The sequence below is a fragment of the Acuticoccus kandeliae genome (assembly GCF_003073115.1).
Genome location: NZ_QBBV01000001.1, coordinates 440,263 through 462,075 on the forward strand (window position 1 = coordinate 440,263; position 21,813 = coordinate 462,075).

The window sequence follows — 21,813 nt, forward strand, 5'->3', positions numbered from 1 at the left end:
CTTGTCTCTTAGCGCTCGTTCTTCGCCGCTGTCACGCGGGACGGCTCAGAACGGGTTCCAGGTCGGCTCCGGCGTGAATTTCAGGTAACCGAGGCTGAAGCCGAGCCGGGCGCCGACGCCGGTGCGCACGGGGATGAGGTAGGTGCTGTCGGCCGCCATGACGGTCATCGAGAGGCCACCGACCAGATAGGCCGAGCCGTCGACGCCGGTGAAGCGCTGCATCAGCGCGTCGGGCGAGGGGAGGTCATAGACGAGCATCATGACGCGGCTGCCCGAGCCGCCGAGATCCCACCCCATCGACGGGCCCTGCCAGAAGATGGAGCGCGAGCCCATGGTGCGCGTGTTGAGGGTGCCCTCGCCATAGCGCAGGCCCCCGAACACGGCGCCCGAGGCCTCCTCGCCGAGGATGTAGGCGTTGGGCTCGCCGAAGCGGGACAGGAGGTTCTCGATCATCGAGGCGAGGCCGCTGGAGGCCTGGCCGAAGAACTCGTGCCCGGCGGAGAGCAGCTCGTCCTGGTTGTAGGTGGTGGAAAGCTGGCCGGTCGATCCGGCGGGCGCCGAATCATATGTGCCGGGCGTCGGGTCCGCGGCGACCGGGGAAGCGGGGTAGGCGGGGTAGGCGGTCTGCGCGGCGGCGCCCAGCGGGGCAAGGGCGAGCGCGGCGAGCGCCAGGGCCGTTTTCGCGGCCTTTGCGGTGGGTCTGAGGGAACGCAACATGGGACACCTCACGGAACTGGCTTCAAATTCGGGGGGGCGCGTGCGACGGTCAGGCATGACGCGCTACGATGGACGAACGATGCCGAACGACCTCGACCTTGCGAGCCTCCTCGCGTCCCGCCTGTGCCACGATGTCGTGGGACCGGTCGGGGCCATCCAGAACGGTCTGGAATTGATGGCCGAGGATGAATCCATGGCCGAGATGGCGCTCGAACTCATCAAGAAGAGCGCCGCCCAGGCCACCGCCAAACTGCAATATGCACGCATGGCCTACGGCGCCGCCGGCGGCGCGGAAGAAATCGACCCGAACGAGGCGGGGCGACTGACGGCCGGCGTCTTCGCCGGGGAGCGGGCGACGCTCGAATGGGATTGGGGCGGCGGCGCCGTCCCGCGCATCCCGGTCAAGCTCGCCATGCTGATCGCCACCTACGCGCTCGGCTGCGTGCCGCGCGGCGGCACGATCACGGTGCGGTACGAGAATGAGACGCTCAGCGTTCATGCAGCGGGAGCCCAGCTTCGCACGCCGCCATTTCTCGAAGTCATCACCGATGGCGGCGAGATCACGGATCCGCGGGCGGTGCAGGCGCTCTGCATTCAGAAGCTCGCGGACAGCGCCGGCTGGCGCATCGTCGTGAAGACCGAAGAAGGCTCGATGACCTTCAAGACGGTCTCGCGCTGAAGACCGGGCCGAGGCCCGGTTCGCGCGTTTCTCTCGATCTGCGACGGCGCACCGCGGCGCGCCGGCACGGTCTCGTCAGGCCATCTCGCGCCGGACTTCATTGTCCGGCTCGCGCAGCACATAGCCGCGGCCCCACACGGTCTCGATATAATTCCGCCCGCCGGTCGCCGCGGACAGCTTCTTGCGCAGCTTGCAGATGAAGACGTCGATGATCTTCAGCTCGGGCTCGTCCATGCCGCCATAGAGATGGTTGAGGAACATCTCCTTGGTGAGCGTGGTGCCTTTGCGCAGCGAGAGGAGTTCCAGCATCTGGTACTCCTTGCCGGTGAGGTGCACGCGCTGCCCGTCGACATCCACGGTCTTGGTGTCGAGGTTCACGGCAAGCTCGCCGGTGCGGATGATGGACTCCGCATGTCCCTTGGAGCGGCGGACGATGGCATTGATGCGGGCGACGAGCTCGTCCTTGTGGAAGGGCTTCGTCAGATAGTCGTCAGCGCCGAAGCCGAGCCCGCGGACCTTGTCCTCGATGTTGCCGAGACCTGAAAGGATCAGGATCGGCGTCTCGATCTTCGCGACGCGGAGCGCCCGCAGCACCTCGTAGCCGGACATATCGGGGAGATTAATGTCCAGCAGGATGATGTCGTAGTCGTACAACTTGCCGAGGTCGATGCCTTCCTCGCCAAGGTTCGTCTGATAGACGTTGAACCGCTCCGAGTGCAGCATGAGCACGATGCTTTGTGCGGTGGCGCTGTCGTCCTCAATCAGTAGAACGCGCATGCGGTTCCTCTCATGCGAGACCGCCCGAAAGCGGTTTTCCTCTTATAAACGGTCATTTGACCCGACGGCGTCGCCGAATCGGAACAAGGTATTGTTACCAAATCGGCATGTGGCCGGACGGCCGACGCGACGGTTGTCCTCACGTTTCGTCGACCGGTGGCCAGCGCCGGTAACGAACATGAGCGGAGCCGGTAAATGATTGTTTAAGAAGCGGGCGATGTGATTCGAGTGTGGCCGAAAGGCGTGGGTAACAGGTTGGCCGAATCTGGTTAACGGGCGAATGTCAGTTGCCCCTACCGGTCGAACCAAATTGCAACGCCTCATCGCTAGAGTGTCCTCAGAAGCGATGAGAGGCACAAGTGATGAAGCCGCGCGAGAGCACGATTCAGGCCAAGGAATTCCAGGCGGGCGCCCTGCGTCGCCAGCTCGCTCAGTTCGACCGGATGATCGCTGATCTTGAGGTAATCCGGGTCGAACTTGGCAAGCAGATCGAGGGTGAAGAGCGCCGGACCGGGGTCAACGACCCTGCCAATTTCGCCTACTCCACGGTGGCCCGCGCCGCGCGCGAGCGTCGCCGCAATCTGAGCGCCACGATCGCCGATATGTCCGAACGTCGCGCCCGCGTCGTCGAATCCCTCACCGAGATCGACGGTTTCTTCGATGCGCTGAGCAATGCCGGGGACCTCATCGTCGAGGCCGGGCAGGGTGCGCGGCAGCTTCGTCACGCGCACGCCTGAACGATGCGAGGCGGCCTGGCCGGCGTTCGCGAACGCCAGGCTGGCCGCCGAATTTCGGCTCGGGACGCGATCAGTCGAACAGGCTCGAGACCGACTTTTCCAGCGCCGTGCGGGCAATCGCCTCGCCAATCAGTGGCGCAATTGACACAACCCTCAGCTTTTTCGCCGCGATCATCGCCTCGGTGGGCTCGATCGAGTCCGAAATGACGAGTTCGTCGAGTTTCGAGGCTTCGATTCGCGCGACCGCGCCCCCCGACAGCACCCCGTGGGTGATGTAGGCGGACACGCGATTCGCGTTCGCGGCGAGGAGGGCCTCGGCGGCGTTGCACAGCGTGCCGCCGGAATCGACGATGTCGTCGAACAGCAGGCAGTCGCGGCCCGACACGTCGCCGATGATGTTCATGACTTCCGATTCACCCGGACGCTCGCGCCGCTTGTCGACGATGGCGAGCGGGGCGTCGATGCGCTTGGCGAGGTCGCGGGCGCGCACCACGCCGCCGACGTCCGGCGAGACGACCATCAGATTCTCGAGCGAGTAGCGCTCCTTGATGTCCCGCGTCATCACCGGCGCGACATAGAGGTTGTCGGTCGGGATGTCGAAGAAGCCCTGGATCTGGCCGGCGTGGAGGTCGAGCGTGAGGACGCGGTCGGCGCCGGCGCGGGTGATGAGGTTCGCGACGAGCTTGGCCGAGATCGGCGTGCGCCCGCCCATCTTCCGGTCCTGCCGGGCATAGCCGAAATAGGGGATCACCGCCGTGATGCGCCGGGCCGAGGCACGGACCAGCGCGTCGATGATGATGAGGAGCTCCATCAGATTGTCGTTCGCCGGGTAGCTCGTCGACTGGAGGACGAACACGTCGGCGCCACGGACATTCTCGTTGATCTCGACGAAGACCTCCTGGTCGGCGAACCGCCGCACCACGCACTGGGCGAGCGGCAGGTCGAGATAGGAGGAAATCGCTTCCGCGAGCGCGCGGTTGGAGTTTCCGGCAACGAGCTTCATGGCCTACGTCCTGGCAACGGCGAGAGAGGGGCTCCTACGGCGTTCAACGCCTCGCCTCGAATGTGAAGGCGGGACGCCGGTTTCGGGCCCTTCGAGTGGTGATTGGGGTCCGCTGCGCGACATTTGCGCCACGGGGAGAGGGGCAGCCTGTCGATCTCATGCGTCCGCATGGAGCCAGGCGTTGATGAGGGCGACGAGGCGCCGGGCGATCACGTCGAGATCGCCGCTCGCGATGCTCGACCAGGGATCGCCTTCCGACTCCTGCGAGCGCTGGCGGCCGGAGATCCGGTGGAGGCGCCGGCCCGTCACATCCTTGATATCGAAGACGTAGATGATCAGCGAGTTGGTGTCGTTCGAGACGGCCGTCAGCGTCCCCTCGACCGTGAAGCGGGCCGTGCCGCCGGGGCGCTTCACGACTTGAAGGCCCTCGCGCTCGGCGTGCTGCCAGATGCGGCGCAGGAGATCGTCGCCCACATTGCCGGGAATACCGGGGAACGGCTCGAAGGCGAAGGTCGCCTCGGACGGGTCGTTGATGGGCGGCCCCTGCGGCGCGGTCATGTTCGTCTCGAGGCCAGCGGCGATGCCCGAGAGCTGGGGCGCGTCGCAGCCGGCGAGGAGGATCGCCGCGGCGAGGAGGGGGGCGAGGGCCCGTCTCATCGTGTCAGGAAGGCCGGCGCGATGGCCGACAGCATCTCCGGCTCACCCTCGGTGGTGAGGAAGGTGCGGCCGATGGCCATCGCCGTCTGCGTCTCGGAATCGAGCAGGACCATGTGCGCGAAGAGCACCATGTCGGGCACGATCTCCGCCGGGTTGGCGTGATAGAACATCGGCCATTCCATCCAGGACGGCTGAAAGGATGCGCCCAGCGAGTAGCCGCACGCGTTCAGCTTCCATGAGTTCATACCATGCTCTTGCGCCACGCGGGCGTGCGCATCGAACACATCGCCGAAGGTGTGGCCTGGGCGCATCGTCCCGACGACCGCGTCGAGCTGCGCCTTCGCGACGTCGAACATCTCGCGATGGCGCGCGCGCGGCGTCCCGATCACGACCGTCTCCATCAGGGCGGCGTGGTAGCGGCGATAGGCGCCGGCGAATTCCAGCATGAGCTGGTCGTTCGCGCTGAGGATGCGGCGGCCGGTGTGGGAGCGCACGAGCACCGCGTCCCGGTCGGAGCCGATGATGAACTCGTTCGCCGGATAGTCGCCCCCGCCCGCGAGCACCGCGCTCTGCATGGCGGCGAGGATGTGGCCCTCGTCGGCGCCGGGGCCGGCCCGGTCGACGCCCGCGTGCCAGGCCGCGTCGCCGAGGCGGGCGGACTCGCGCACATAGGCGATCTCGGCCGCGCTCTTCACGCTGCGCAGGCGCGGGATGAGCTGCGAGGCGTCCTCCGCGGCGGCGAAGCTCGTGAGCTGGTCGTCGAGGTCGCGCCCGTTCTTGGCGTTGAGGCCGGGCGTGTCGTACTCGACGCCGATGCGCGCGCCAAGGAGGTCCATCTCGAAGAGGTGGTCCTTCAGCGCCTTGGTCGGGTTCGCGTCGGCCCGGTCGGCCCACACGATGATCTCCTCGATGATCGAGGTCGCGCGCGCCTGGCGCAGGTCCGCCGAGCGCGTCACGAGCGCCATCCGGCGCTCCTTCGACACGATGAGGCACTGGAAGAAGACGAAGCCGAACGAATCGTAGCCGGTCAGCCAGTACATGCTCTCCTGCGAGAAGAGCAGCATTGCGTCGAGCTTGCGCTCGGCCATGGCGGCCTGGAGGCGGTCCATGCGCGCGTCGAATTCCTCGCGCTCGAAATGAATGGCCATGCTCTAACCCTCCAGGACGATCGCTGAGATGAGCCGGCCATAGTCCGGCTCGCCGCGATGGGTGGCGCGGCGATAGGAGAAGAATCGCGCCTCGTCGGCATAGGTGTCGAGGCCGAGATCGACGACGGTGCCGACGCCCGCAGCCTCGGCCCGGCGCACCACGAAGGCCGGCAGGTCGAAGAGGTGATGGTCGGGCCGCGCGGACGGGCGGAAGAGGTCGTCCGCGGCGGGATGGTCGGCGACGACGCGCTCGCGGAATTCCGGCCCCACCTCATAGGAGGGCTGCGCGATGGTCGGCCCGACGACGGTGATCATCGCGGCCGGATCGGCGCCGAGCGCGACCATCGCCGCGATCGTCGCCTCGACGACGCCGCCGGTCGCGCCGCGCCAGCCGGCATGGGCCGCGCCCACCACCTTGTTCACCGGGTCGGCGAAGAGAACCGGGGCGCAGTCGGCCGTCAGCACGCCGAGCGCGACGCCGGGCGTCGCACTCACGATCCCGTCGACCTTCGGCCGCCCGGCCGGCGGCTCCGTCACGGTGAGGACGTCGGGCGAATGGATCTGGTGCATCGTGACCAGCGCCTCGGTCCTGACGCCCATGGCGTCGGCGATCCGACGGCGGTTCTCGTGGACCTTGTCCGACCCGTCGGCGGATCCGAGACCGGCATTCAGCGAGTGGTAGATGCCGTCCGAGACCCCACCCTGCCGGGTAAAGAAGGCATGGCGAAGGCCGGCGCGGTCGAGCGCGTCAGCCGTGATGACATCAGGCGATCGGTCGAGGATAGGTCACCCCAATGAAAAGCGAGCCCGCGATGGGCTCCTATCAGCCGGCATGGCGTCCGACAACATCAAATCCCGGCGGAATGGTCGGGTTTGCCGTCACCGCGAGCACCTTGAAGAGGGCGCCCATCTCGCCCGGCCCCTCGCCGGCGAGGCGGGAAACGTCGGCGTGGAGGCGGGCCTGCACCTCGGCCGAGGCGCCGGCGCCGAGCTGTCCGGCGCGCGCGAGGAGGCCGAGCGCGAGGAGGAACGGGCCCTGTCCGACGGGGCCGTGGACGCTCACCCCCTCGATACGCGCGGCGGTGGCGAGCGCGGAAAAATCCACGTGCGCCGAGAGGTCCGCCTCGCCGGGGTCCGCGAGGATATCGGCGTAGGCGTGGCGGCGGACGGCCTGGAGCGTGTCGCCGTCGCCGGGCCGGTCGTAGCCATAATCCACGATCAGTGCGGCGCCCTTGCCGTGCCGCGCGATGATCGCCGCGATCTCGCGGGCGGCGGCGTCTGCGGCGGGCCGGACCTCGCGCATCGCCCCCTCGGGCGCGTCGGCCTTCAGCGGCGCGGGGAAGGGGCTGAGGCCGAAGACGAGCCGGTCGCCGTCCCGCCCGATCGTGCGCTCGAACCACTTGCCGCCGCGGCGGACGAACTGGCGGATCGGCAGCGCGTCGAAGAACTCGTTGGCGAGGAGGTAGATCGGCCGCTCGTCCGGCACCCCGTCGCGCCAGAGGAGGCGCGGGTGGAGCGGGGCGAGCGCCGCCTCCTGGATGGCGCGAAGGCGCGGCGAGGCGTCGACGAGGACGACCCGGCTCGCGGCGGCGAAGCCCGGATCGCGCATCGCGACGCGCAGCGCGTCCGCCATCAGCGTGCCGCGGCCGGGGCCGAGCTCGACGAGATCGACCGCCTCGGGCCGCCCGTCGGCGTGCCAGCGGTCGAGGACGAAGGCGCCGAGAAGCTCTCCGAACATCTGCGAGATCTCGGGCGCGGTCACGAAGTCGCCGGCGGCGCCGAACGGCTCGCGCCCGCTATAGTAACCGTCGGGGTCGGTGAGGCAGGCGGCCATGTATTCGGCGACGCTGATCGGCCCGGTGAGCGCGATGCGGCGCAAGAGGCGCGCCTCGACGGGTGTCATCCGGCCGCCCTGTCACGCGCCGGATAAGGCGGGCGGGCGAGCGCGACGGCGACGATGACCGCGCCGATGATCACCATCGGCAGCGAGAGGAGCATGCCCATCGTGATGGGGCCGAAGAGGAAGCCGAGCTGCGCGTCGGGCATGCGGAAGAACTCGCCGACGATGCGCACCACCCCATATCCCCCACCGAAGAGGCCGAGTGCGAGGCCGGGGCGGCGAAGCGCCCCCATGCGAATCGCGATCGACACCACAATATAGAGGAGTAAGCCCTCGAGGAGGGCCTGGTAGAGCTGGCTCGGATGGCGCGGCTCGGGCCCGGCGCCCGGAAACACCATCGCCCAGGGCGCGTCGGAGGGACGTCCCCACAACTCGCCGTTGATAAAATTCGCGACTCGTCCGAATAATAGGCCGATCGGGACCACACCCGACAGCACGTCGAGGACGGCGACCGGCGAGAGCTGCCGGGCGCGGGAAAAGAGGAGGACAGCCACGATCACACCGGCGAGGCCTCCGTGGAAGGACATTCCCCCCTGCCACAGCATGAGCGCCTCGCCAGGATGGGCGAGATAGTACGCGGGGTTGTAGACGAGCACGAAGCCCAGCCGCCCGCCGAGGACGATGCCGAGCGTCACCCAGGTGACGAGATCGTCGATGTCGCGGACGGAGGGATGCGGGCGGGTGCCCCACAGAGCCGGCCGTGACACGATCCGCCGGGCGAGCGCCCAGCCGATCAGGATGCCGGCGATATAGGCGAGCGCGTACCACCGGATGGCGACGGGACCGACAGAGATTGCCACCGGGTCGAAGGTAGGAAACGTCAAGACGAGGGACATCGGGCGACTCGCTCGGGTGGGAACACGCCTCTATCGCCCTTTGAGGGGCGGAGGGGAACCGGTGGCCTCACTTGTGCGACCAGTCCGGCAGAACCATAGTGGCTGCTATGCACAGCGCGTCCTGTTGCTGCGCTAGACGGAGAGGGTTATGACCCAAACGAACAATCGCCTCATCGATGAAATTGCTCGCCTCGCCACGGACGCTGCCGCCGTTGCGCAAGGCGCTCGCCGTGAAGTGGAGACCGTCGTCCGCTCTCAAATCGAAAACCTGCTGTCCGAGGCGAACGTTGTCCATCGTGACGAATTCGAGGCGGTGAAGGCCATCGCCACGCGCGCGGCGGATGAGGTGGATCGCCTGAGGGCGCGGATCGAGGCGTTGGAAGCAGAGAAAACGAAGGAAAGCGTGTGAAACGGGCCGTGGACCACGTGCCTCTGCACCTTTTCTCCCAGCACCTAATTTGATCTCCTGTCGGCGGCGCCGCCGGATTCGTTCCAGTCTGGCGTAAGAGCGTCGTCGCAAGCGCGGGTCGCCTCGCCTGGGGGCGCACCCCGTGTGGGCCTGAAAGGATCAGCGATGAGCTTGATCGACTACGACGAATTCACCGTCTCCGCCAATCCCATCGACCGCATTGAAGAGGTGGCCAACGGCAACGACTGGACCTATGAGCGCGCCGGAGACGACGAGATCACCATTTCGATCTCGGGCCGCTGGAGCGCCTACCATGTCGCCTTCACGCACATGGAGGAGTTCGATTCCCTTCACATCGCGGTCGCGTTCGACCTGAAGGTCACCGAGCCGCGCTACACCGAAGTCGTCCGCCTGCTCGCTCTCGTCAACGAGCGGATGTGGATGGGCCATTTCGACCTGTGGAGCAAGGAGGGCGTGGTCATCTTCCGCCACACCCAGCTTCTCGCCGGGGACGAGCTGCCCGCTTCGGGCCACGTGCAGGCGCTGCTGTCGCACGCGGTCGAGACCTGCGATTCCCACTACCAGGCGTTCCAGTTCGTCGTCTGGGCCGGCAAATCCGCCACCGATGCGCTGGAGAGCGCCCTGTTCGAGACCCTTGGTGAGGCCTGACACGATGACACCCGAGCGTCCCCTCGTCCTTGTGGGGGCCGGAAAGATGGGAGGAGCCATGCTGGAAGGCTGGCTCGCTTCCGGGATCGACCCGCGCGCCATCGTCGTGGTCGAGCCGCATCCCGCCGACACGCAACCCATGCAGACGCCCGGCCTGCGCGTGGTGGCCGAGCCGCCCGCCGTCGTCGCCGGGACGCTCGTCCTCGCGGTGAAGCCGCAGATGATGGGCGGCGTCCTGCCGATGCTCGCCGCGATCCGGGACGAGGAGACGCTCGTCATCTCCATCGCCGCCGGCGTCACCGTGAAAACGCTCCAGACCCTCGGCCCCGGCCCGATCGTGCGCGGCATGCCGAACACGCCCTGCTCGGTCGGCAAGGGGATGACGGCGGCCGTCGCGTTCGGCCTGTCGGAGGCCCAGCACGCCCTCGCCGACAAGCTCCTGCGCGGCTTCGGCGCGGTGGAGTGGGTGAAGGACGAGCCGCTGATCGACGCGGCGACGGGCGTCTCGGGCTCGGGCCCGGCCTACGTCTTCTATCTCGTTGAGTGCCTCGCGGCCGCGGGCGTCGCGGAGGGGCTGCCGCCGGATGTCGCCGCCGTGCTCGCGCGGCAGACGATCATCGGCGCCGGTGCGCTTCTTGATCGCAGCACGCTTGATCCGGCGACCCTGCGACGCAATGTGACATCCCCAGGGGGCACGACGGCCGCCGCCCTGTCCGTCTTGATGGACACCGGCGACCTCGAGGACCTGATGACGCGCGCCGTGCACGCGGCGACGGTCCGCTCCCGCGAACTCGGCAGCTGAAGCGCCCCCGCGCGGGGCTCCGCTTCGGCGCCGTTGTCACGTGAAGCAGCGGCGGGCCCCGTCCCGCCTTGGGAGGCGCCCACCGTGTCGGACACTGCGGATCGCATCATCGAGGCCACCATGCGCCTCCTCGCCGAACGGCCGTTCGAGCGCGTCACGGTCGGCGACATCGCCGACGAGGCGGGGGTGAGCCTCGCGACGCTCGCCGCCCATTTCCCGACGCGCGGCGCGATCCTCGACGGGTTCGCCCGCAAGATCGACCAGGCGGTCCTGCGCAACGACGTCTCCGACATGGCCGACGAGCCGCCGCGCGAGCGCCTGTTCGACGTGCTGATGGGCCGCCTCGACGCGCTGCGCCCCTACCGCGCGGCGATGAAGTCGCTGATGCGCTCGGCTTTGCGCGACCCCTCGCTCGCGATGGGCCTCAACACGCTCGAGGTGCGCTCCCAGTCCTGGATGCTCGCCGCCGCCGGGATCTCCGCCGCCGGCTGGCGCGGACGCGTGGTCCTTCAGGGGCTCGCGGTCGCGTTCGCCCGCGTCCTGCGCATCTTCGTCGACGAGGAGGACACGGGCCTGCCGCGCACGATGGCCGCGCTCGACAAGGAGCTTCGCGAGGCCGAGCGGCGCCACAAGCGTTTCGCCCGCGTCTTCGGCGCGGCCGTGGGCGACGCGTCCCCCGCCTCCGCCGACGGCTCGGACGGCGCCGAGGGCGGCTGGCCGGAGGACGGCGAGGGCGAGGGCTGGGCGAGCGGCGAGGACGACGGCGAGCCGACGACGCGCCGCGTGTCGCCCGGAGCGGATGATCGTGCTATGGGCGGGGCCGACAGATCCGAAGACCAACCATCCGCATCGTGACCGACACCAAAACCATCTCCTTCGACGACTTCATGGCCGTCGACATCCGCATCGGCACCGTCGTGGCCGCCGAACCCTTCCCCGAGGCGCGCAAGCCCGCGATCAAGCTCCGGATCGATTTCGGTCCCGAGATTGGCGTGAAGCGCTCCTCCGCCCAGATCACCGTGCACTACGAGCCGGACGCGCTCGTCGGGCGCAAGGTGATGGGCGTCGTCAACTTCCCGCCGCGCCAGATCGGCCCGTTCATGTCCGAGGTGCTGACGCTCGGCTTCGCGGACGAGAGCGGCGCCATCGTCCTCGCCGTGCCGGACAAGAACGCACCGGACGGCGCGCGCCTCATGTAGGCAACGCGCGTTGCGCCCACCGCCCGATTGAGGCAGCGTGCGCCGGGGCTCCCGGACACGCGAGGTGGGCGATGGCTGAGTTCGCAGGCGGATGCGCGTGCCGCAGGGTGCGCTATGTCATGGAGACGACACCGCTTTTCGTGCACGGCTGCCACTGCAGGTGGTGCCAGCGCGAGACCGGGTCGGCGCTCGTCATCAACGCCATGATCGAGGCGGACCGGGTGCGCCTCACCTCGGGCGAGCCGCACGTGGTCCTCACCCCGAGCGAGAGCGGACGGGGGCAGCGCATCAGCCGCTGCCCGTTCTGCCAGATCGCGCTGTGGAGCAACTATGCGGGGTCGGGTGAGCGCGTGCGCTTCGTGCGCGTCGGCACGCTCGACGATCCGGACCGTTTCCCGCCCGACGTCCACATCTACACCCGCTCCAAGCAGCCCTGGCTGATCCTGCCGGAGGGCGTGCCGGCCTTCGAGGAATATTATGACCGGACCGCGCTCTGGCCGGAGGAGAGCCTGCGCCGCCGCGAGGCGCTCTACGCCTAGAGCGGCAGGCGGGCGGTCGCGCGCAGGCCCCCGAGCGGGCTCGTCGTCAGCACCACATCGCCGCCCTGTCGGCGCGCCACGTCGCGCGCGATGGTGAGGCCGAGCCCCGTCCCTCCGCGATCGCGATTGCGTGCGCTGTCGAGCCTGTAGAAGGGCTGGAAGACCGCGCGGCGCTCCTTCTCCGGGATCCCCGGCCCGTCATCGTCCACGTGGATGAGGAGGCGGCCCTCGTTCGCCGTCGCCTCCACGCTCACCGTCTTCGCGTGCTCCGTCGCGTTGGCGACGAGGTTGGTGATGAGCCGCCGCGTCGCCACCGGCCGCAGATTGGCCTGGAGGCCCGGCTGCACGCGCACGCTCACCGTGGGGTGCTTGCGCACCGCGTCGGCGATGAGGTCGCGCAGGACCACATTGTCGGCGTGCTCGTCCGTGTCGGTGCGGGCGAAGGTGAGATAGTCCTCCAGCATCGCCTGCATCTCGTCGACGTCGGCGCGCAGGGCGGCGGTGTCGTCGGATTCGGGCAGCAGCGCGAGCTCCAGGCGGAAGCGCGTCAGCATGGTCCGCAGATCATGGCTGACGCCGGCGAGCATCGCCGTGCGCTGCTCGATCTGCCGCTCGATCCGCCGCCGCATCTCCAGGAAGGCCCAGGCCGCCTGCCGCACCTCGATCGCCCCGTGCGGGCGGAAATGGCCGACGGGCCGGCCCTGACCGAAACGCTCGGCCGCCGCCGCAAGCTCCTGGATCGGCCGCACCTGGCCCTTGAGGAAGAGGAGGGCGACGGCGATGAGGACGAGCGCCGTCCCCACCATCCAGACGAGCGTGATGTGCGCGTTGGAGGCGTAGGTGTGGCTGCGCCGGGTGATGATCTGGAGGATGCCGACGTGCGTCTTGATGCGGATCTCGACGAAGCGGGTGCTCTCCACCGTGTCGATCCAGAAGGGGCGGCCGACCGCGTTCGAGATCTGGCGGCTCAGCGTCCGGTCGAGGAGGGAGAAGAAGAGCTTGCGGTGCGGCGCCGGCAGGCGGTCGCCGGGCAGGAGGTTGATCTCGCTGAAGAGATTGTTCGCGGCGACCTTCAGGACGAGCGGCCGTGCGTCGGGCTCGGACTGCTCCAGAAGCTCCACGATCGCCGCGATCTCCGTCGCCGTCGCGACCGAGAGGCGGGTCGTCATGTTCTCCCAGTGCCGGTTGAGGAAGACGAAGGCGACGACCGACTGGAGCACGATCATCGGGATGACGATGATGAGGATCGAGCGCGCGAAGAGCCGGCGCGGCAGCCGCCGCCGCAGCCAGCGCTCCATCGGCGGCGGCAACCCCATCCAGCGCAGCATCCGCCGCCAGAGCGGGCGGCGGGGGCGGTCGTCGAGGCTGATGGTCATGCCGGCCTCAGGTTTCGGTGGGGTCGGCGAGGAGGCGATAGCCGAGGCCGCGGATCGTCTGGAGATAGCGGGGCGCGGCCGGGTCGTCCTCGAGCTTGCGGCGCAGGCGGTTGATCTGCACGTCGATCGCGCGGTCGCCGAGATCCTCGTCGGCGACGAGCTCGTGGCGGGGGATGGTGGCGCCCGGCCGGCTCGCGAAGAGGCGCATCAGGCGCCGCTCGCGGTCGGTGAGGCGGATCGGCTCGCCCTCGCTCGACAATTCCTCGCGGCGGATGTCGAACACAAAGCGGCCGAAGCGGACGAAGCGCTGCGTCTCCGGCCGGCGGCGCATGAGGTTGGTGAGGCGCAAGGCAAGCTCGCGCGGCTCGAACGGCTTGCCGAGATAGTCGTCCGCGCCGAGCTCCAGCCCGTGGATGCGCTGGTCGGGCTCGGTCCGCGCGGTCAGCATCAGGACGGGCAGTGGCGGGTTCGCGTCGGCGCGCAGGGTCGCGAGGAGCGAGAAGCCGTCCTCGCCCGGCATCATCACGTCGAGGACCACGGCGTCGAACAGAAAGCCTTCGAGGCGCTTGCGCGCCTGTCCGGCGCTCTCGGCGGAGGTCACGCGGAAACCCTCCTTGCGCAGGAACCGCTCCAGCAGGGAGCGGATGCGGTGGTCGTCGTCGACGATGAGGACGTGCGGCGCCTCGTCGTCGGCGCGCGGCTCCCCCGCGTCGGCGCGATCGGCGTACCGCATCAGACGCGGCCCGCCTCGATCCGGCGCAGCACGGCGGCGCGCTCCTTCTCGTCCACGAGGCCGGCGAGGAAGGCGCCGACGATCTCGCGCGCGCCCGCGGGGAGCGGCGCCAGCGCCGCCTCGATCCGCGCGCTCTGGAGGCGCGACAGCTCGCTCGCGAGGGCATGGCCCGCCGCGGTGACGGTGAGCCGCTTCTCGCGCCGGTCATGCTCGCCCGGACGCACCTCGATCATCCCGTCTTCCACCAAGGTCCGCAACACACGCGCCACCCCCTGCTTGGTGACCTTGAGGATCGTCAGAAGCTCGCCGACGGTCAGTCCCGGATTGCGGTCGACGAAGTGCAGGACGCGGTGGTGCGCCCGGCCATATCCGGTCTTGATCAGCGCCTCGTCGGCGATCCCGACAAAGTCCCGATAGCCGAAGAAAATGCGCTCGATGAGGTCGAGCGCAAGCGCGCTATCCGAGGCTGTATCTTTTTTTACGTCAACCATATTGACGTATCACGCAAGGAAGCATAGGTATGGGGCCCGCAAGTCGCTCGTTTGTTTCGCGAACTGGCGGTAAAACGTAACAATATTTCGTGGCGGCGAAAAATCATTCGATAAATCCGCAACGGAATGAGCCCCCGACCATTTGTCTCGGGGGAGGAGGATGAGATGGCTGTCCCTTTCGATCAGCATGAGGGTGAGATCTGGTACGACGGCGCTTTTGTGCCTTGGAAAGACGCGAAGGTGCACGTCCTGACGCATGCTCTGCACTATGCGAGCTGCGTGTTCGAGGGTGAGCGCGCCTATGGCGGCGAGATTTTCGAGTGCGAGGCGCATACCAATCGCTTGTTTGCTTCGGCGGAAACGCTGGGCTTCGAGATCCCCTATAGCAAAGAGGTGATCAACGCAGCCAAGCGCGAGACTGTAAAGCGCATGGGATTGACGGACGCCTACGTTCGCCCCGTCGCGTGGCGCGGCAGCGAGATGATGGGCGTGTCGGCCCAGAAGAACACCATTCATGTCGCGATCGCCTCGTGGGCATGGCCGAGCTATTTCGACCCGGCCGCGCGCGAGAAGGGCATCCGCATGATGGTCGCCGACTGGCGCCGTCCGGACCCGCTGACCGCGCCGTGCCATGCGAAGGCCGCGGGCCTCTACATGATCTGCACGCTGTCGAAGCATAAGGCGGAATCGAACGGCTATGCCGACGCGATGATGCTCGACTATCGCGGCCAGGTGGCCGAGGCGACGGGCGCCAACATCTTCTTCCAGAAGGATGGCAAGCTCCACACGCCGACGCCGGACTGCTTCCTCGACGGCATCACCCGCCGCACCGTGATCGGCCTTGCCCGCTCGCGCGGCATCGAGGTGGTCGAGCGCGTGATCATGCCGGACGAGCTGGCCTCCTTCGAGGAGTGCTTCCTCACCGGCACGGCGGCCGAGGTGACCCCGGTCGGCGAGATCGGCCCGTACAATTTCACGGTCGGCCCGATCACGCGCGCGCTGATGGACGAGTATGCGGTGGCGGTTCGCCCCGCGAGCGCGGGTCTGCGCGACGTCGCCTGACCGGCGGCGCACGGGTGGGGCGGGCCTCGGCCCGCCGGCTCGCGGCATGGCATCAGAAAAGGGCGCTCCGGCGCCCTTTTTTCGTGCCCACGGCGCGCCGTGGAGCGGCACCGATAAATCTGGGGATGTTAGGTGCGGACGGGCGGCTTGCCGGCGTCGATCCGCCCGATGCCTTCCTTGGCGGGGGGGTAGCCGGGGCTGATCTGCATCGCGCGATTGTAGGCGGCGCGGGCTTTCGTCGAGTCGCCCTTCGTCTCCAGCGCGAGACCGCGATTGGTCCAGGCGTCCGCATAGTCGCGGTCGAGGGCGAGGGCCTGGTTGAAATCGTCGAGCGCGGCGTCGACGTCGCCAGTCGCGAGATAGCTGATGCCGCGGCCGTTGTACGGCTCGGGCGCCTTCGGATCGAGGCCGATGGCGACGCCGAAATCCTCGACCGCGAACGAATGCAGGTTCTGGGTTTGGTAGATCAGCGCGCGGTTGTGGTAGGCGCGCGCGTCACCCGAATTGACGCGGATCGCGGCGTTGAAATCCTCCAACGCGCGCTCGTTCTGGCCCTTGAGGCGGTAGATGTTGCCGCGCCCGACGAGGGCGGACTCGTAGCTGGGATTGATCCTCAGCGCCGACGAATAGTCGTTCAGCGCGAGGTCCAGATTGTCCATCCGGCGATGGACGAGGGCGCGGTTCGCGTACGCCTGATAGTAGTTCGGGTCGATCTGGATCGCCTTGTCGAAATCGACGAGAGCGTCCCGCAGCTTGTTCGAACGGCCGAAGGCGGTGCCGCGCATATTGTATGCGCTGGCATCACCAGGATTCTGGTTCACGACCTCGGTCAAGGACGAGATGTTGGTGGCGGAACCCGCCTGCGGTTCAATCAGCCGACCTGGCGTACTTACGGCCTGGTCCACGACGCAACCGCTCAGAGCGACGGCGACGAGCGCGACTCCAGGAATCATCGCACGAGACAGGTTTGCAGCCATGATCACCCAACACTACTGACAACGGGGTCGGCGCAGAGACGTGGCCGAATCGAAATCAGCCGCGCTTCTTGCCCGGGATCAGACCTTCGCGCTGAGCGCGCTTGCGTGCAAGCTTACGAGCGCGGCGAACCGCCTCAGCCTTCTCACGAGCCTTACGCTCGGACGGCTTTTCGTAATGATTGCGCATCTTCATTTCGCGGAAGATGCCTTCGCGCTGCATCTTCTTCTTCAGCGCCTTCAGCGCCTGATCGACATTGTTGTCCCGAACGAGAACCTGCACTTGGCCCACTTCCTTCTGTTGCACGGTGCATCACGGCTGCACCGTCGTGCCGGGTGTGTGACGGCCGCCCGTCACACGCCGATGCGCGCAATGGCGGAGCGGTCACGGTGTACCACCCCACCCTCAGGCATAGACGCGAGTGACGCTCGCTATCAGGCCTTGCGCAAAGAGTCTACCGACTGGCCCATGAAATTTACATGGCCCATCTTGCGGCCCGGCCGTGCGGCACGCTTACCATAGAGATGGAGGCGGGCGGCCGGATTTTCCAGGTGAGCGTGCCAATCGTCGACATCGTCGCCGATCAGATTGTCCATCCGGATGTCGACGAGGCGACGGGTGCTGCCGAGCGGCCACCCCGCCACCGCACGTATATGATTCTCGAACTGGCTCGTGATCGCGCCATCCTCGGTCCAGTGTCCCGTGTTGTGGACGCGGGGCGCCATCTCGTTGGCGATCAGCGGCCGGGCCGGATCGCCGGTGACGAACCACTCGATGGTGAGGACGCCCACATAGTCGAGGCGGGCGGCGACGTCGGCGACCATTTCGGCCGCGCGCGCGGCGAGTTCGGCCGAGAGGGGGCCGGGCAGCGTCGAGTGGCGCAGGATCCCGTCCGCGTGGACGTTGGCGGGCGCGTCATAGGCCTCGGTCGTCCCGTCGGCGGCGCGCACCAGCACGGTGGACGTCTCCGCCTGGAAGGCGATCATCTCTTCGAGGATCGCCGGGACCGCGCCGATGGCGGCGAACGCCTCGGCGAAATCCTCCCCGCCCGTGAGGCGAAGCTGGCCCTTGCCATCATAGCCGAGGCGGCGCGTCTTCAGGATGCCGGCGGGGCCGAACTCGGCGACGGCCTCGGCGAGATCGTCGGCATTGTCGACCGCGGCGTGGCGGGCGACCGGCAGGCCGCATTCCTTGAGGAACGCCTTCTCGATCAGACGGTCCTGCGCGACGGCGAGCGCGCCGGGGGCAGGGCGCACCTTGTCGCCGAGCGTGCGCACCGGCTCCACCGGCACATTCTCGAACTCGTAGGTGACGACCGAGACGGTCTCGGCGAAGGCCGCGAGTGCGGCGACGTCGTCATAGGCCGCGACGGTGTGGCGGCCGGCGACGGCGAAGGCGGGGGAATCGGCGTCCGGCGCGTAGATGTGCGTCTCGAGGCCGAGGCGGGCGGCCGCGAGCGCCATCATGCGGCCGAGCTGGCCGCCGCCGAGGATGCCGACAGTGTCTCCGGGAGAAAGGCGCATCAGCTGTCCGTCGGCTCCGCGGCGACCGCGTCGGTGCGCGCCTGACGCCACTCGGCGAGCCGCACGGAGAGCTCCGCGTCCGACAGGGCGAGCACGGAGGCGGCGAGGATGCCGGCATTCGTCGCGCCCGCGCGCCCGATGGCGAGGGTGCCGACCGGGACGCCCGCCGGCATCTGGACGATCGACAGGAGGCTGTCCCACCCCGACAGGGCGCGGCTTTCGACGGGCACGCCGAACACCGGCAGCGTCGTCAGCGCGGCGACCATGCCGGGCAGATGGGCCGCGCCGCCGGCGCCCGCGATGATCACCTGGACGCCGCGCTCGGCCGCGGAGGTCGAGAAATCGTAGAGGCGCTGCGGGGTGCGGTGGGCCGAGACGATGGCGACATCGTGCGCGACGTCGAGTTCGGCGAGGAACTCGGCGGCATGGCGCATCGTCTCCCAGTCGGACTGGCTGCCCATGATGATCGCGACGGGCGCGGCGGGGGAGGGGAATTTCAGGGTCACGCGATAATATCCGGGAGGACTCGGTCCGCGAGCAGGCGAATCTCGTCCTTCAGCTGAAGCTTTCGCTTCTTCAGCCGTTTGATCTGCAGGAGGTCGGTCGAGCCTGAGGCTTCAAGCGCTGCAACGGCCGCATCGAGATCGCGATGCTCCTGCCGCAAAGTGTTCAGTCGCTCGATCAGGAGTTCGTCGTCGTTGTCCATCAAAAAGCACCGCGGTTCGATGGGCAATACATCGAACCGCGGAAGTCTGTCGAGTGGTCGGGATGTCCCGGCCGGTCAGCCGGCGGGGGCGCCCACGACGGCGACGGTCGGCACACCCTCGCCGAAGATGCGGCGGGCGGCGCGCTTCACGTCCTCCAGCGTCACCGCCTGGATGAGATCGTTGCGCTTGTCGATATAGTCCATCCCGAGATTTTCGAGCTGGATGAAGAGGAGCTGGCGCGCGATCGAGCCGGACGAACCGAAGCGGAGCGCATAGGAGCCGGTGAGGTAGGCCTTGGCGTCGGCGAGCTCTTCCTCGGACGGCCCTTCGGTCCCCATCCGCTCGAACTGGGCGCGGATGACGGTGAGCGCCTCCTCGGCCTGATCGTTGCGCGTGGCGGTGCCGCCGCCGAAGATCGCGCTGTGCTCGTAGGGGGCGAGGTAGGAGTAGACCGAGTAGGCGAGGCCGCGCTTCTCGCGCACCTCGTCGAAGAGCCAGGACGAGAAGGCGCCGCCGCCGAGGATGTGGTTCATCACGAAGGCGGGGATGAAGTCGTCGTCCTCGCGCGGGATGCCGGGGCCGCCGAAGCGGATCGCGGTCTGCGGCGTGTCGACGGTCTCGGTCACGGTGAGGCCGGTGGCGGGCTCGACTTCGGGCACCTCGGAGAGGGTCGCGGTGTCGGGCAGGTCGCCGAAGGCGCGGTCGAGAAGCGGGGCGAGGGTCTCCGCGTCGATGTCGCCGACGACGGCGATGACGAGATTGTCCTTCGCGATCCCGCTCATGGCGGCGACGAGATCGTCACGGCCGAGGCCGGCGACGGTCTCCGACGTGCCGTTGCTCGGCGTGCCGTAGGGGTGGTCCGGGAAGGCGGTGCGCGCCCAGAGCTGGGACACGATCGTCTCCGGATCCTTCTCCTCGCGGCGCAGGCCCGCGATGATCTGCGCCTTCATCCGGTCGATGGCTTCCTGGTCGAAGCGCGGCTCGGTGAGGGCGAGGTGGAGGAGGTCGAAGCCGCGCTCCACGCTGGAGGAGATCGTCCTCAGGTCGCCATAGAGGTGGTCGCGGCTCGATTCGAAGCTGAGCCGGACCGCGCTCTCCTGGAGGGCGGTCTGGAAGGCGACGGAGTCGAGATCGCCCGCCCCCTCGTCGAGCGTCGAGGCGAGGAGGTTGTTGCGGCCGGCCCGGTCCGCCGGGTCTTGCGAGGAGCCAGCATTCTCAAAGGCGATGTCGACCGCCACGATCGGCACGGTGTCATCCGACACGAGCCAGGCGGTGATCCCCTTCGGGCTGGTGACTTGTTGGATGTCGATGGCGGAAGCGCTCCCGATGGATGCCGCGAGAAGGCCGGCGGCGACAATGGCACGGTTCAGTAACTGATACATGGACCTGTTCCCTTACCCTAGCGCTACTCGGTGGCACTGGCCGGGGCGGAGGCGGCGACGAGCAGACGGCCCGTCACCGATCCTTCGCCGATCAGGAAGCGCTTGGCGGCGGCCTGCACGTTCGCGGCGGTCACGCCGGAGATGCGGGTCGGCCATTCCTGCACGTCCTCGACGGTGGAGCCGGTGGTGAGGGCGGAGCCGAAGATGCGGGCGAGCGACGACTGGCTGTCCTGCGCGAAGATCACGGAGGCGAGGAGGCTGGTGCGGGCGCGCGCCATCTCCGTCTCGGTGACGCCCTTCTCGGCGATGTCGGCGATGATCTCGCGCGAGCGCGCCTCGATCTTGTCGAGCGCGACGCCGTCGACCGGCGTCGCGTAGACGACGAAGCGCGTGTCGTCGACCGCGCTCGACTGGTACCAGGAGCCGGCCGTGGTCGCGATCTGGTCTTCGCGGACGAGCGCGGTGTAGAGGCGGCTCGTGTTGTTGCCGCCGAGGATCTCGCCGAGCACGTCGAGCGCCTCGGCCTCACCCGGCTCCGCGGTCGCGTAGCTCGGCACGAGCCAGGCGATTTGCGTGGAGGGCTGGGTCGTGCGCGGGTCGCGCAGCTCGACGATGCGGTCGGCGCGCACGCGCTGGGCCGGCGGACGGACGCGGTTGAAGGTGCCGAGCGTGTCGGTGATCTTGCCGTAGGTGTCGTTCGCGAGGCCGCGGATCTCGTCGACCGTGACGTCGCCGGCGATCACCAGGACCGCGTTACCGGGGCGGTAGAAGCTGCGATAGAAGTTGAGCGCGTCCTCGAAGGTGAGGGCGGCGAGCTCGTCCGGCCAGCCGATGATCGGATCACCGTAGGGGTGGTTGATATAGAGCGTCGCGTCGAGCGCCTCGCCGAGTTCGGCCGAGGGGCGGGTCTCGACCCGCGCGCGCCGCTCTTCCTGGACGACGCTGAGCTCCGGCAGGCTCACCTCCGGGGTGAGCTGGAGGTTCTTCATCCGGTCGGCCTCGAAGGCCATCATCGACGCCAGGTGCTCCTTGGAGACCTGCTGGAAGTAGGACGTGTAGTCGTTCGAGGTGAAGGCGTTCTCCTTGCCGCCGACGCGCGACACGGTGGCGGAGAACTCATTGCCCGGATGCGTCTCGGTGCCCTTGAACATCAGGTGTTCGAGATAGTGGGCGATGCCGGACTTGCCGGCCGGCTCATCCGCCGACCCGACCCTGTACCAGATCATGTGGGTGACGATCGGGGCGCGCCGGTCGGGAATGACGACGACCTCGAGACCATTGTCGAGCGTGAAGGATTCCGCGTCGGGGGCAAGTGTGAGGTCGCCGAGATCGACGGGCTCGGCGGCGGCGGGGAGCGTCATCAGCACGGCTATTCCAATCGCGGCGAGTGTTCTGGATGGCGATTTCATTCGCGGTGACCTTGTCATTCCTAATGCAGTGCGGAAGCGCCTGTACATGGCCGGGTCCGAGGATGGGCCCGGAGGCTCTTGCG

Annotated in this window: 27 protein-coding genes; 9 read left to right on the forward strand and 18 right to left on the reverse strand. The window is 68.2% G+C overall.

All coding sequences use genetic code 11. The features are described 5' to 3' along the window. Window positions 1-45: 45 nt before the first annotated feature. The gene (locus tag DBV35_RS02020) at window positions 46-717 is read right to left on the reverse strand and encodes a DUF1134 domain-containing protein (RefSeq protein ID WP_108658580.1); all 672 of its coding nucleotides are present in this window, start codon (window positions 715-717) and stop codon (window positions 46-48) included. Between the two features lie 55 nt (window positions 718-772). Here DBV35_RS02020 and DBV35_RS02025 point away from each other — a divergent pair, with 55 nt between their 5' ends. After that, window positions 773-1,396 carry a histidine phosphotransferase family protein gene (locus DBV35_RS02025; RefSeq protein WP_170134862.1) on the forward strand — a complete coding sequence of 208 codons (624 nt, stop codon included), beginning with the start codon at window positions 773-775 and terminating at the stop codon, window positions 1,394-1,396. A 75-nt stretch (window positions 1,397-1,471) separates the two neighbouring features. On the opposite strand, the gene ctrA is transcribed toward DBV35_RS02025, so the two are convergent. Continuing rightward, complete coding sequence (gene ctrA, locus DBV35_RS02030) at window positions 1,472-2,173, reverse strand: response regulator transcription factor CtrA (RefSeq protein WP_108658582.1); 702 nt, start codon at window positions 2,171-2,173, stop codon at window positions 1,472-1,474. Between the two features lie 362 nt (window positions 2,174-2,535). On the opposite strand from ctrA, the gene DBV35_RS02035 reads away from it, so the two are divergent. Next, window positions 2,536-2,910 carry a hypothetical protein gene (locus DBV35_RS02035; RefSeq protein WP_108658583.1) on the forward strand — a complete coding sequence of 125 codons (375 nt, stop codon included), beginning with the start codon at window positions 2,536-2,538 and terminating at the stop codon, window positions 2,908-2,910. 70 nt (window positions 2,911-2,980) lie between these two features. Here the strand turns inward: DBV35_RS02035 and DBV35_RS02040 are convergent, their stop codons facing one another. From DBV35_RS02040 to lgt, 6 genes are all read right to left on the reverse strand, one after another. After that, on the reverse strand, window positions 2,981-3,913 hold the full coding sequence (locus DBV35_RS02040; protein ID WP_108658584.1) for a ribose-phosphate pyrophosphokinase: 933 nt from the start codon (window positions 3,911-3,913) through the stop codon (window positions 2,981-2,983). A 156-nt stretch (window positions 3,914-4,069) separates the two neighbouring features. Next, the gene (locus DBV35_RS02045; RefSeq protein WP_108658585.1) at window positions 4,070-4,570 is read right to left on the reverse strand and encodes a hypothetical protein; all 501 of its coding nucleotides are present in this window, start codon (window positions 4,568-4,570) and stop codon (window positions 4,070-4,072) included. After that, the gene (locus DBV35_RS02050) at window positions 4,567-5,718 is read right to left on the reverse strand and encodes a M24 family metallopeptidase (protein WP_108658586.1); all 1,152 of its coding nucleotides are present in this window, start codon (window positions 5,716-5,718) and stop codon (window positions 4,567-4,569) included. Before DBV35_RS02050 ends, DBV35_RS02045 begins: the two co-directional genes overlap by 4 nt. A 3-nt stretch (window positions 5,719-5,721) precedes the next feature. Then, window positions 5,722-6,501 carry a peptidoglycan editing factor PgeF gene (pgeF, locus tag DBV35_RS02055; RefSeq protein WP_205648600.1) on the reverse strand — a complete coding sequence of 260 codons (780 nt, stop codon included), beginning with the start codon at window positions 6,499-6,501 and terminating at the stop codon, window positions 5,722-5,724. Between the two features lie 40 nt (window positions 6,502-6,541). Next, the gene (locus DBV35_RS02060) at window positions 6,542-7,621 is read right to left on the reverse strand and encodes a class I SAM-dependent methyltransferase (RefSeq protein ID WP_108658588.1); all 1,080 of its coding nucleotides are present in this window, start codon (window positions 7,619-7,621) and stop codon (window positions 6,542-6,544) included. Next, a complete protein-coding gene (lgt, locus tag DBV35_RS02065; RefSeq protein ID WP_108658589.1) occupies window positions 7,618-8,454 on the reverse strand; it encodes a prolipoprotein diacylglyceryl transferase in 837 nt (278 codons plus the stop codon). The genes DBV35_RS02060 and lgt overlap by 4 nt, the downstream gene beginning before the upstream one ends. A gap of 148 nt (window positions 8,455-8,602) precedes the next feature. Here lgt and DBV35_RS02070 point away from each other — a divergent pair, with 148 nt between their 5' ends. The 6 genes from DBV35_RS02070 to DBV35_RS02095 all read left to right on the forward strand — a co-directional run bounded on the left by DBV35_RS02070 (window position 8,603) and on the right by DBV35_RS02095 (window position 12,072). Beyond that, window positions 8,603-8,863, forward strand: a complete 261-nt coding sequence (locus tag DBV35_RS02070) for an accessory factor UbiK family protein (RefSeq protein ID WP_108658590.1) — start codon at window positions 8,603-8,605, stop codon at window positions 8,861-8,863. Between the two features lie 165 nt (window positions 8,864-9,028). Then, on the forward strand, window positions 9,029-9,532 hold the full coding sequence (locus DBV35_RS02075) for a type III secretion system chaperone family protein (protein ID WP_108658591.1): 504 nt from the start codon (window positions 9,029-9,031) through the stop codon (window positions 9,530-9,532). A 4-nt stretch (window positions 9,533-9,536) separates the two neighbouring features. Next, a complete protein-coding gene (gene proC / locus DBV35_RS02080) occupies window positions 9,537-10,334 on the forward strand; it encodes a pyrroline-5-carboxylate reductase (RefSeq protein WP_108658592.1) in 798 nt (265 codons plus the stop codon). A gap of 84 nt (window positions 10,335-10,418) precedes the next feature. Continuing rightward, complete coding sequence (locus DBV35_RS02085; RefSeq protein ID WP_108658593.1) at window positions 10,419-11,189, forward strand: TetR/AcrR family transcriptional regulator; 771 nt, start codon at window positions 10,419-10,421, stop codon at window positions 11,187-11,189. Further along, window positions 11,186-11,533 (forward strand): tRNA-binding protein, encoded by a 348-nt coding sequence (locus DBV35_RS02090; protein ID WP_108658594.1) that lies wholly within the window; start codon window positions 11,186-11,188, stop codon window positions 11,531-11,533. The genes DBV35_RS02085 and DBV35_RS02090 overlap by 4 nt, the downstream gene beginning before the upstream one ends. Before the next feature lie 71 nt (window positions 11,534-11,604). Continuing rightward, a complete protein-coding gene (locus DBV35_RS02095) occupies window positions 11,605-12,072 on the forward strand; it encodes a GFA family protein (RefSeq protein WP_108658595.1) in 468 nt (155 codons plus the stop codon). On the opposite strand, the gene DBV35_RS02100 is transcribed toward DBV35_RS02095, so the two are convergent. Genes DBV35_RS02100 through DBV35_RS02110 form a run of 3 tightly spaced genes read right to left on the reverse strand, consistent with a single transcriptional unit; the run spans window position 12,069 to window position 14,672 of the window. Further along, window positions 12,069-13,448 carry an ATP-binding protein gene (locus DBV35_RS02100; RefSeq protein WP_245943813.1) on the reverse strand — a complete coding sequence of 460 codons (1,380 nt, stop codon included), beginning with the start codon at window positions 13,446-13,448 and terminating at the stop codon, window positions 12,069-12,071. The two genes, DBV35_RS02095 and DBV35_RS02100, sit on opposite strands and share 4 nt — an antisense overlap. Window positions 13,449-13,455: 7 nt before the next feature. After that, entirely contained in the window at window positions 13,456-14,181 is a 726-nt protein-coding gene (locus DBV35_RS02105; protein ID WP_108658596.1) for a response regulator, read from the reverse strand. Beyond that, window positions 14,181-14,672 (reverse strand): MarR family winged helix-turn-helix transcriptional regulator, encoded by a 492-nt coding sequence (locus DBV35_RS02110; protein WP_108658597.1) that lies wholly within the window; start codon window positions 14,670-14,672, stop codon window positions 14,181-14,183. The genes DBV35_RS02105 and DBV35_RS02110 overlap by 1 nt, the downstream gene beginning before the upstream one ends. Before the next feature lie 165 nt (window positions 14,673-14,837). Here DBV35_RS02110 and DBV35_RS02115 point away from each other — a divergent pair, with 165 nt between their 5' ends. Continuing rightward, window positions 14,838-15,734 carry a branched-chain amino acid aminotransferase gene (locus tag DBV35_RS02115; RefSeq protein WP_108658598.1) on the forward strand — a complete coding sequence of 299 codons (897 nt, stop codon included), beginning with the start codon at window positions 14,838-14,840 and terminating at the stop codon, window positions 15,732-15,734. A gap of 128 nt (window positions 15,735-15,862) precedes the next feature. Here the strand turns inward: DBV35_RS02115 and DBV35_RS02120 are convergent, their stop codons facing one another. The 7 genes from DBV35_RS02120 to DBV35_RS02150 all read right to left on the reverse strand — a co-directional run bounded on the left by DBV35_RS02120 (window position 15,863) and on the right by DBV35_RS02150 (window position 21,682). Further along, window positions 15,863-16,711, reverse strand: coding sequence for a tetratricopeptide repeat protein (locus DBV35_RS02120; protein WP_108658599.1), 849 nt, complete (start codon window positions 16,709-16,711; stop codon window positions 15,863-15,865). A 55-nt stretch (window positions 16,712-16,766) separates the two neighbouring features. Beyond that, window positions 16,767-17,015: a 30S ribosomal protein S21 gene (rpsU, locus tag DBV35_RS02125; RefSeq protein ID WP_245943814.1), complete on the reverse strand. Its 249-nt coding sequence runs from the start codon at window positions 17,013-17,015 to the stop codon at window positions 16,767-16,769. A 128-nt stretch (window positions 17,016-17,143) separates the two neighbouring features. Further along, window positions 17,144-18,232 carry a 5-(carboxyamino)imidazole ribonucleotide synthase gene (locus tag DBV35_RS02130; RefSeq protein WP_108658601.1) on the reverse strand — a complete coding sequence of 363 codons (1,089 nt, stop codon included), beginning with the start codon at window positions 18,230-18,232 and terminating at the stop codon, window positions 17,144-17,146. After that, the gene (gene purE, locus DBV35_RS02135; protein ID WP_108660505.1) at window positions 18,232-18,693 is read right to left on the reverse strand and encodes a 5-(carboxyamino)imidazole ribonucleotide mutase; all 462 of its coding nucleotides are present in this window, start codon (window positions 18,691-18,693) and stop codon (window positions 18,232-18,234) included. Before purE ends, DBV35_RS02130 begins: the two co-directional genes overlap by 1 nt. A gap of 41 nt (window positions 18,694-18,734) precedes the next feature. After that, a complete protein-coding gene (locus tag DBV35_RS02140) occupies window positions 18,735-18,938 on the reverse strand; it encodes a YdcH family protein (protein WP_108658602.1) in 204 nt (67 codons plus the stop codon). A 75-nt stretch (window positions 18,939-19,013) separates the two neighbouring features. Continuing rightward, window positions 19,014-20,321 (reverse strand): M16 family metallopeptidase, encoded by a 1,308-nt coding sequence (locus DBV35_RS02145; protein ID WP_108658603.1) that lies wholly within the window; start codon window positions 20,319-20,321, stop codon window positions 19,014-19,016. Between the two features lie 23 nt (window positions 20,322-20,344). Then, complete coding sequence (locus tag DBV35_RS02150) at window positions 20,345-21,682, reverse strand: M16 family metallopeptidase (RefSeq protein WP_245943916.1); 1,338 nt, start codon at window positions 21,680-21,682, stop codon at window positions 20,345-20,347. Window positions 21,683-21,813 lie beyond the last annotated feature (131 nt).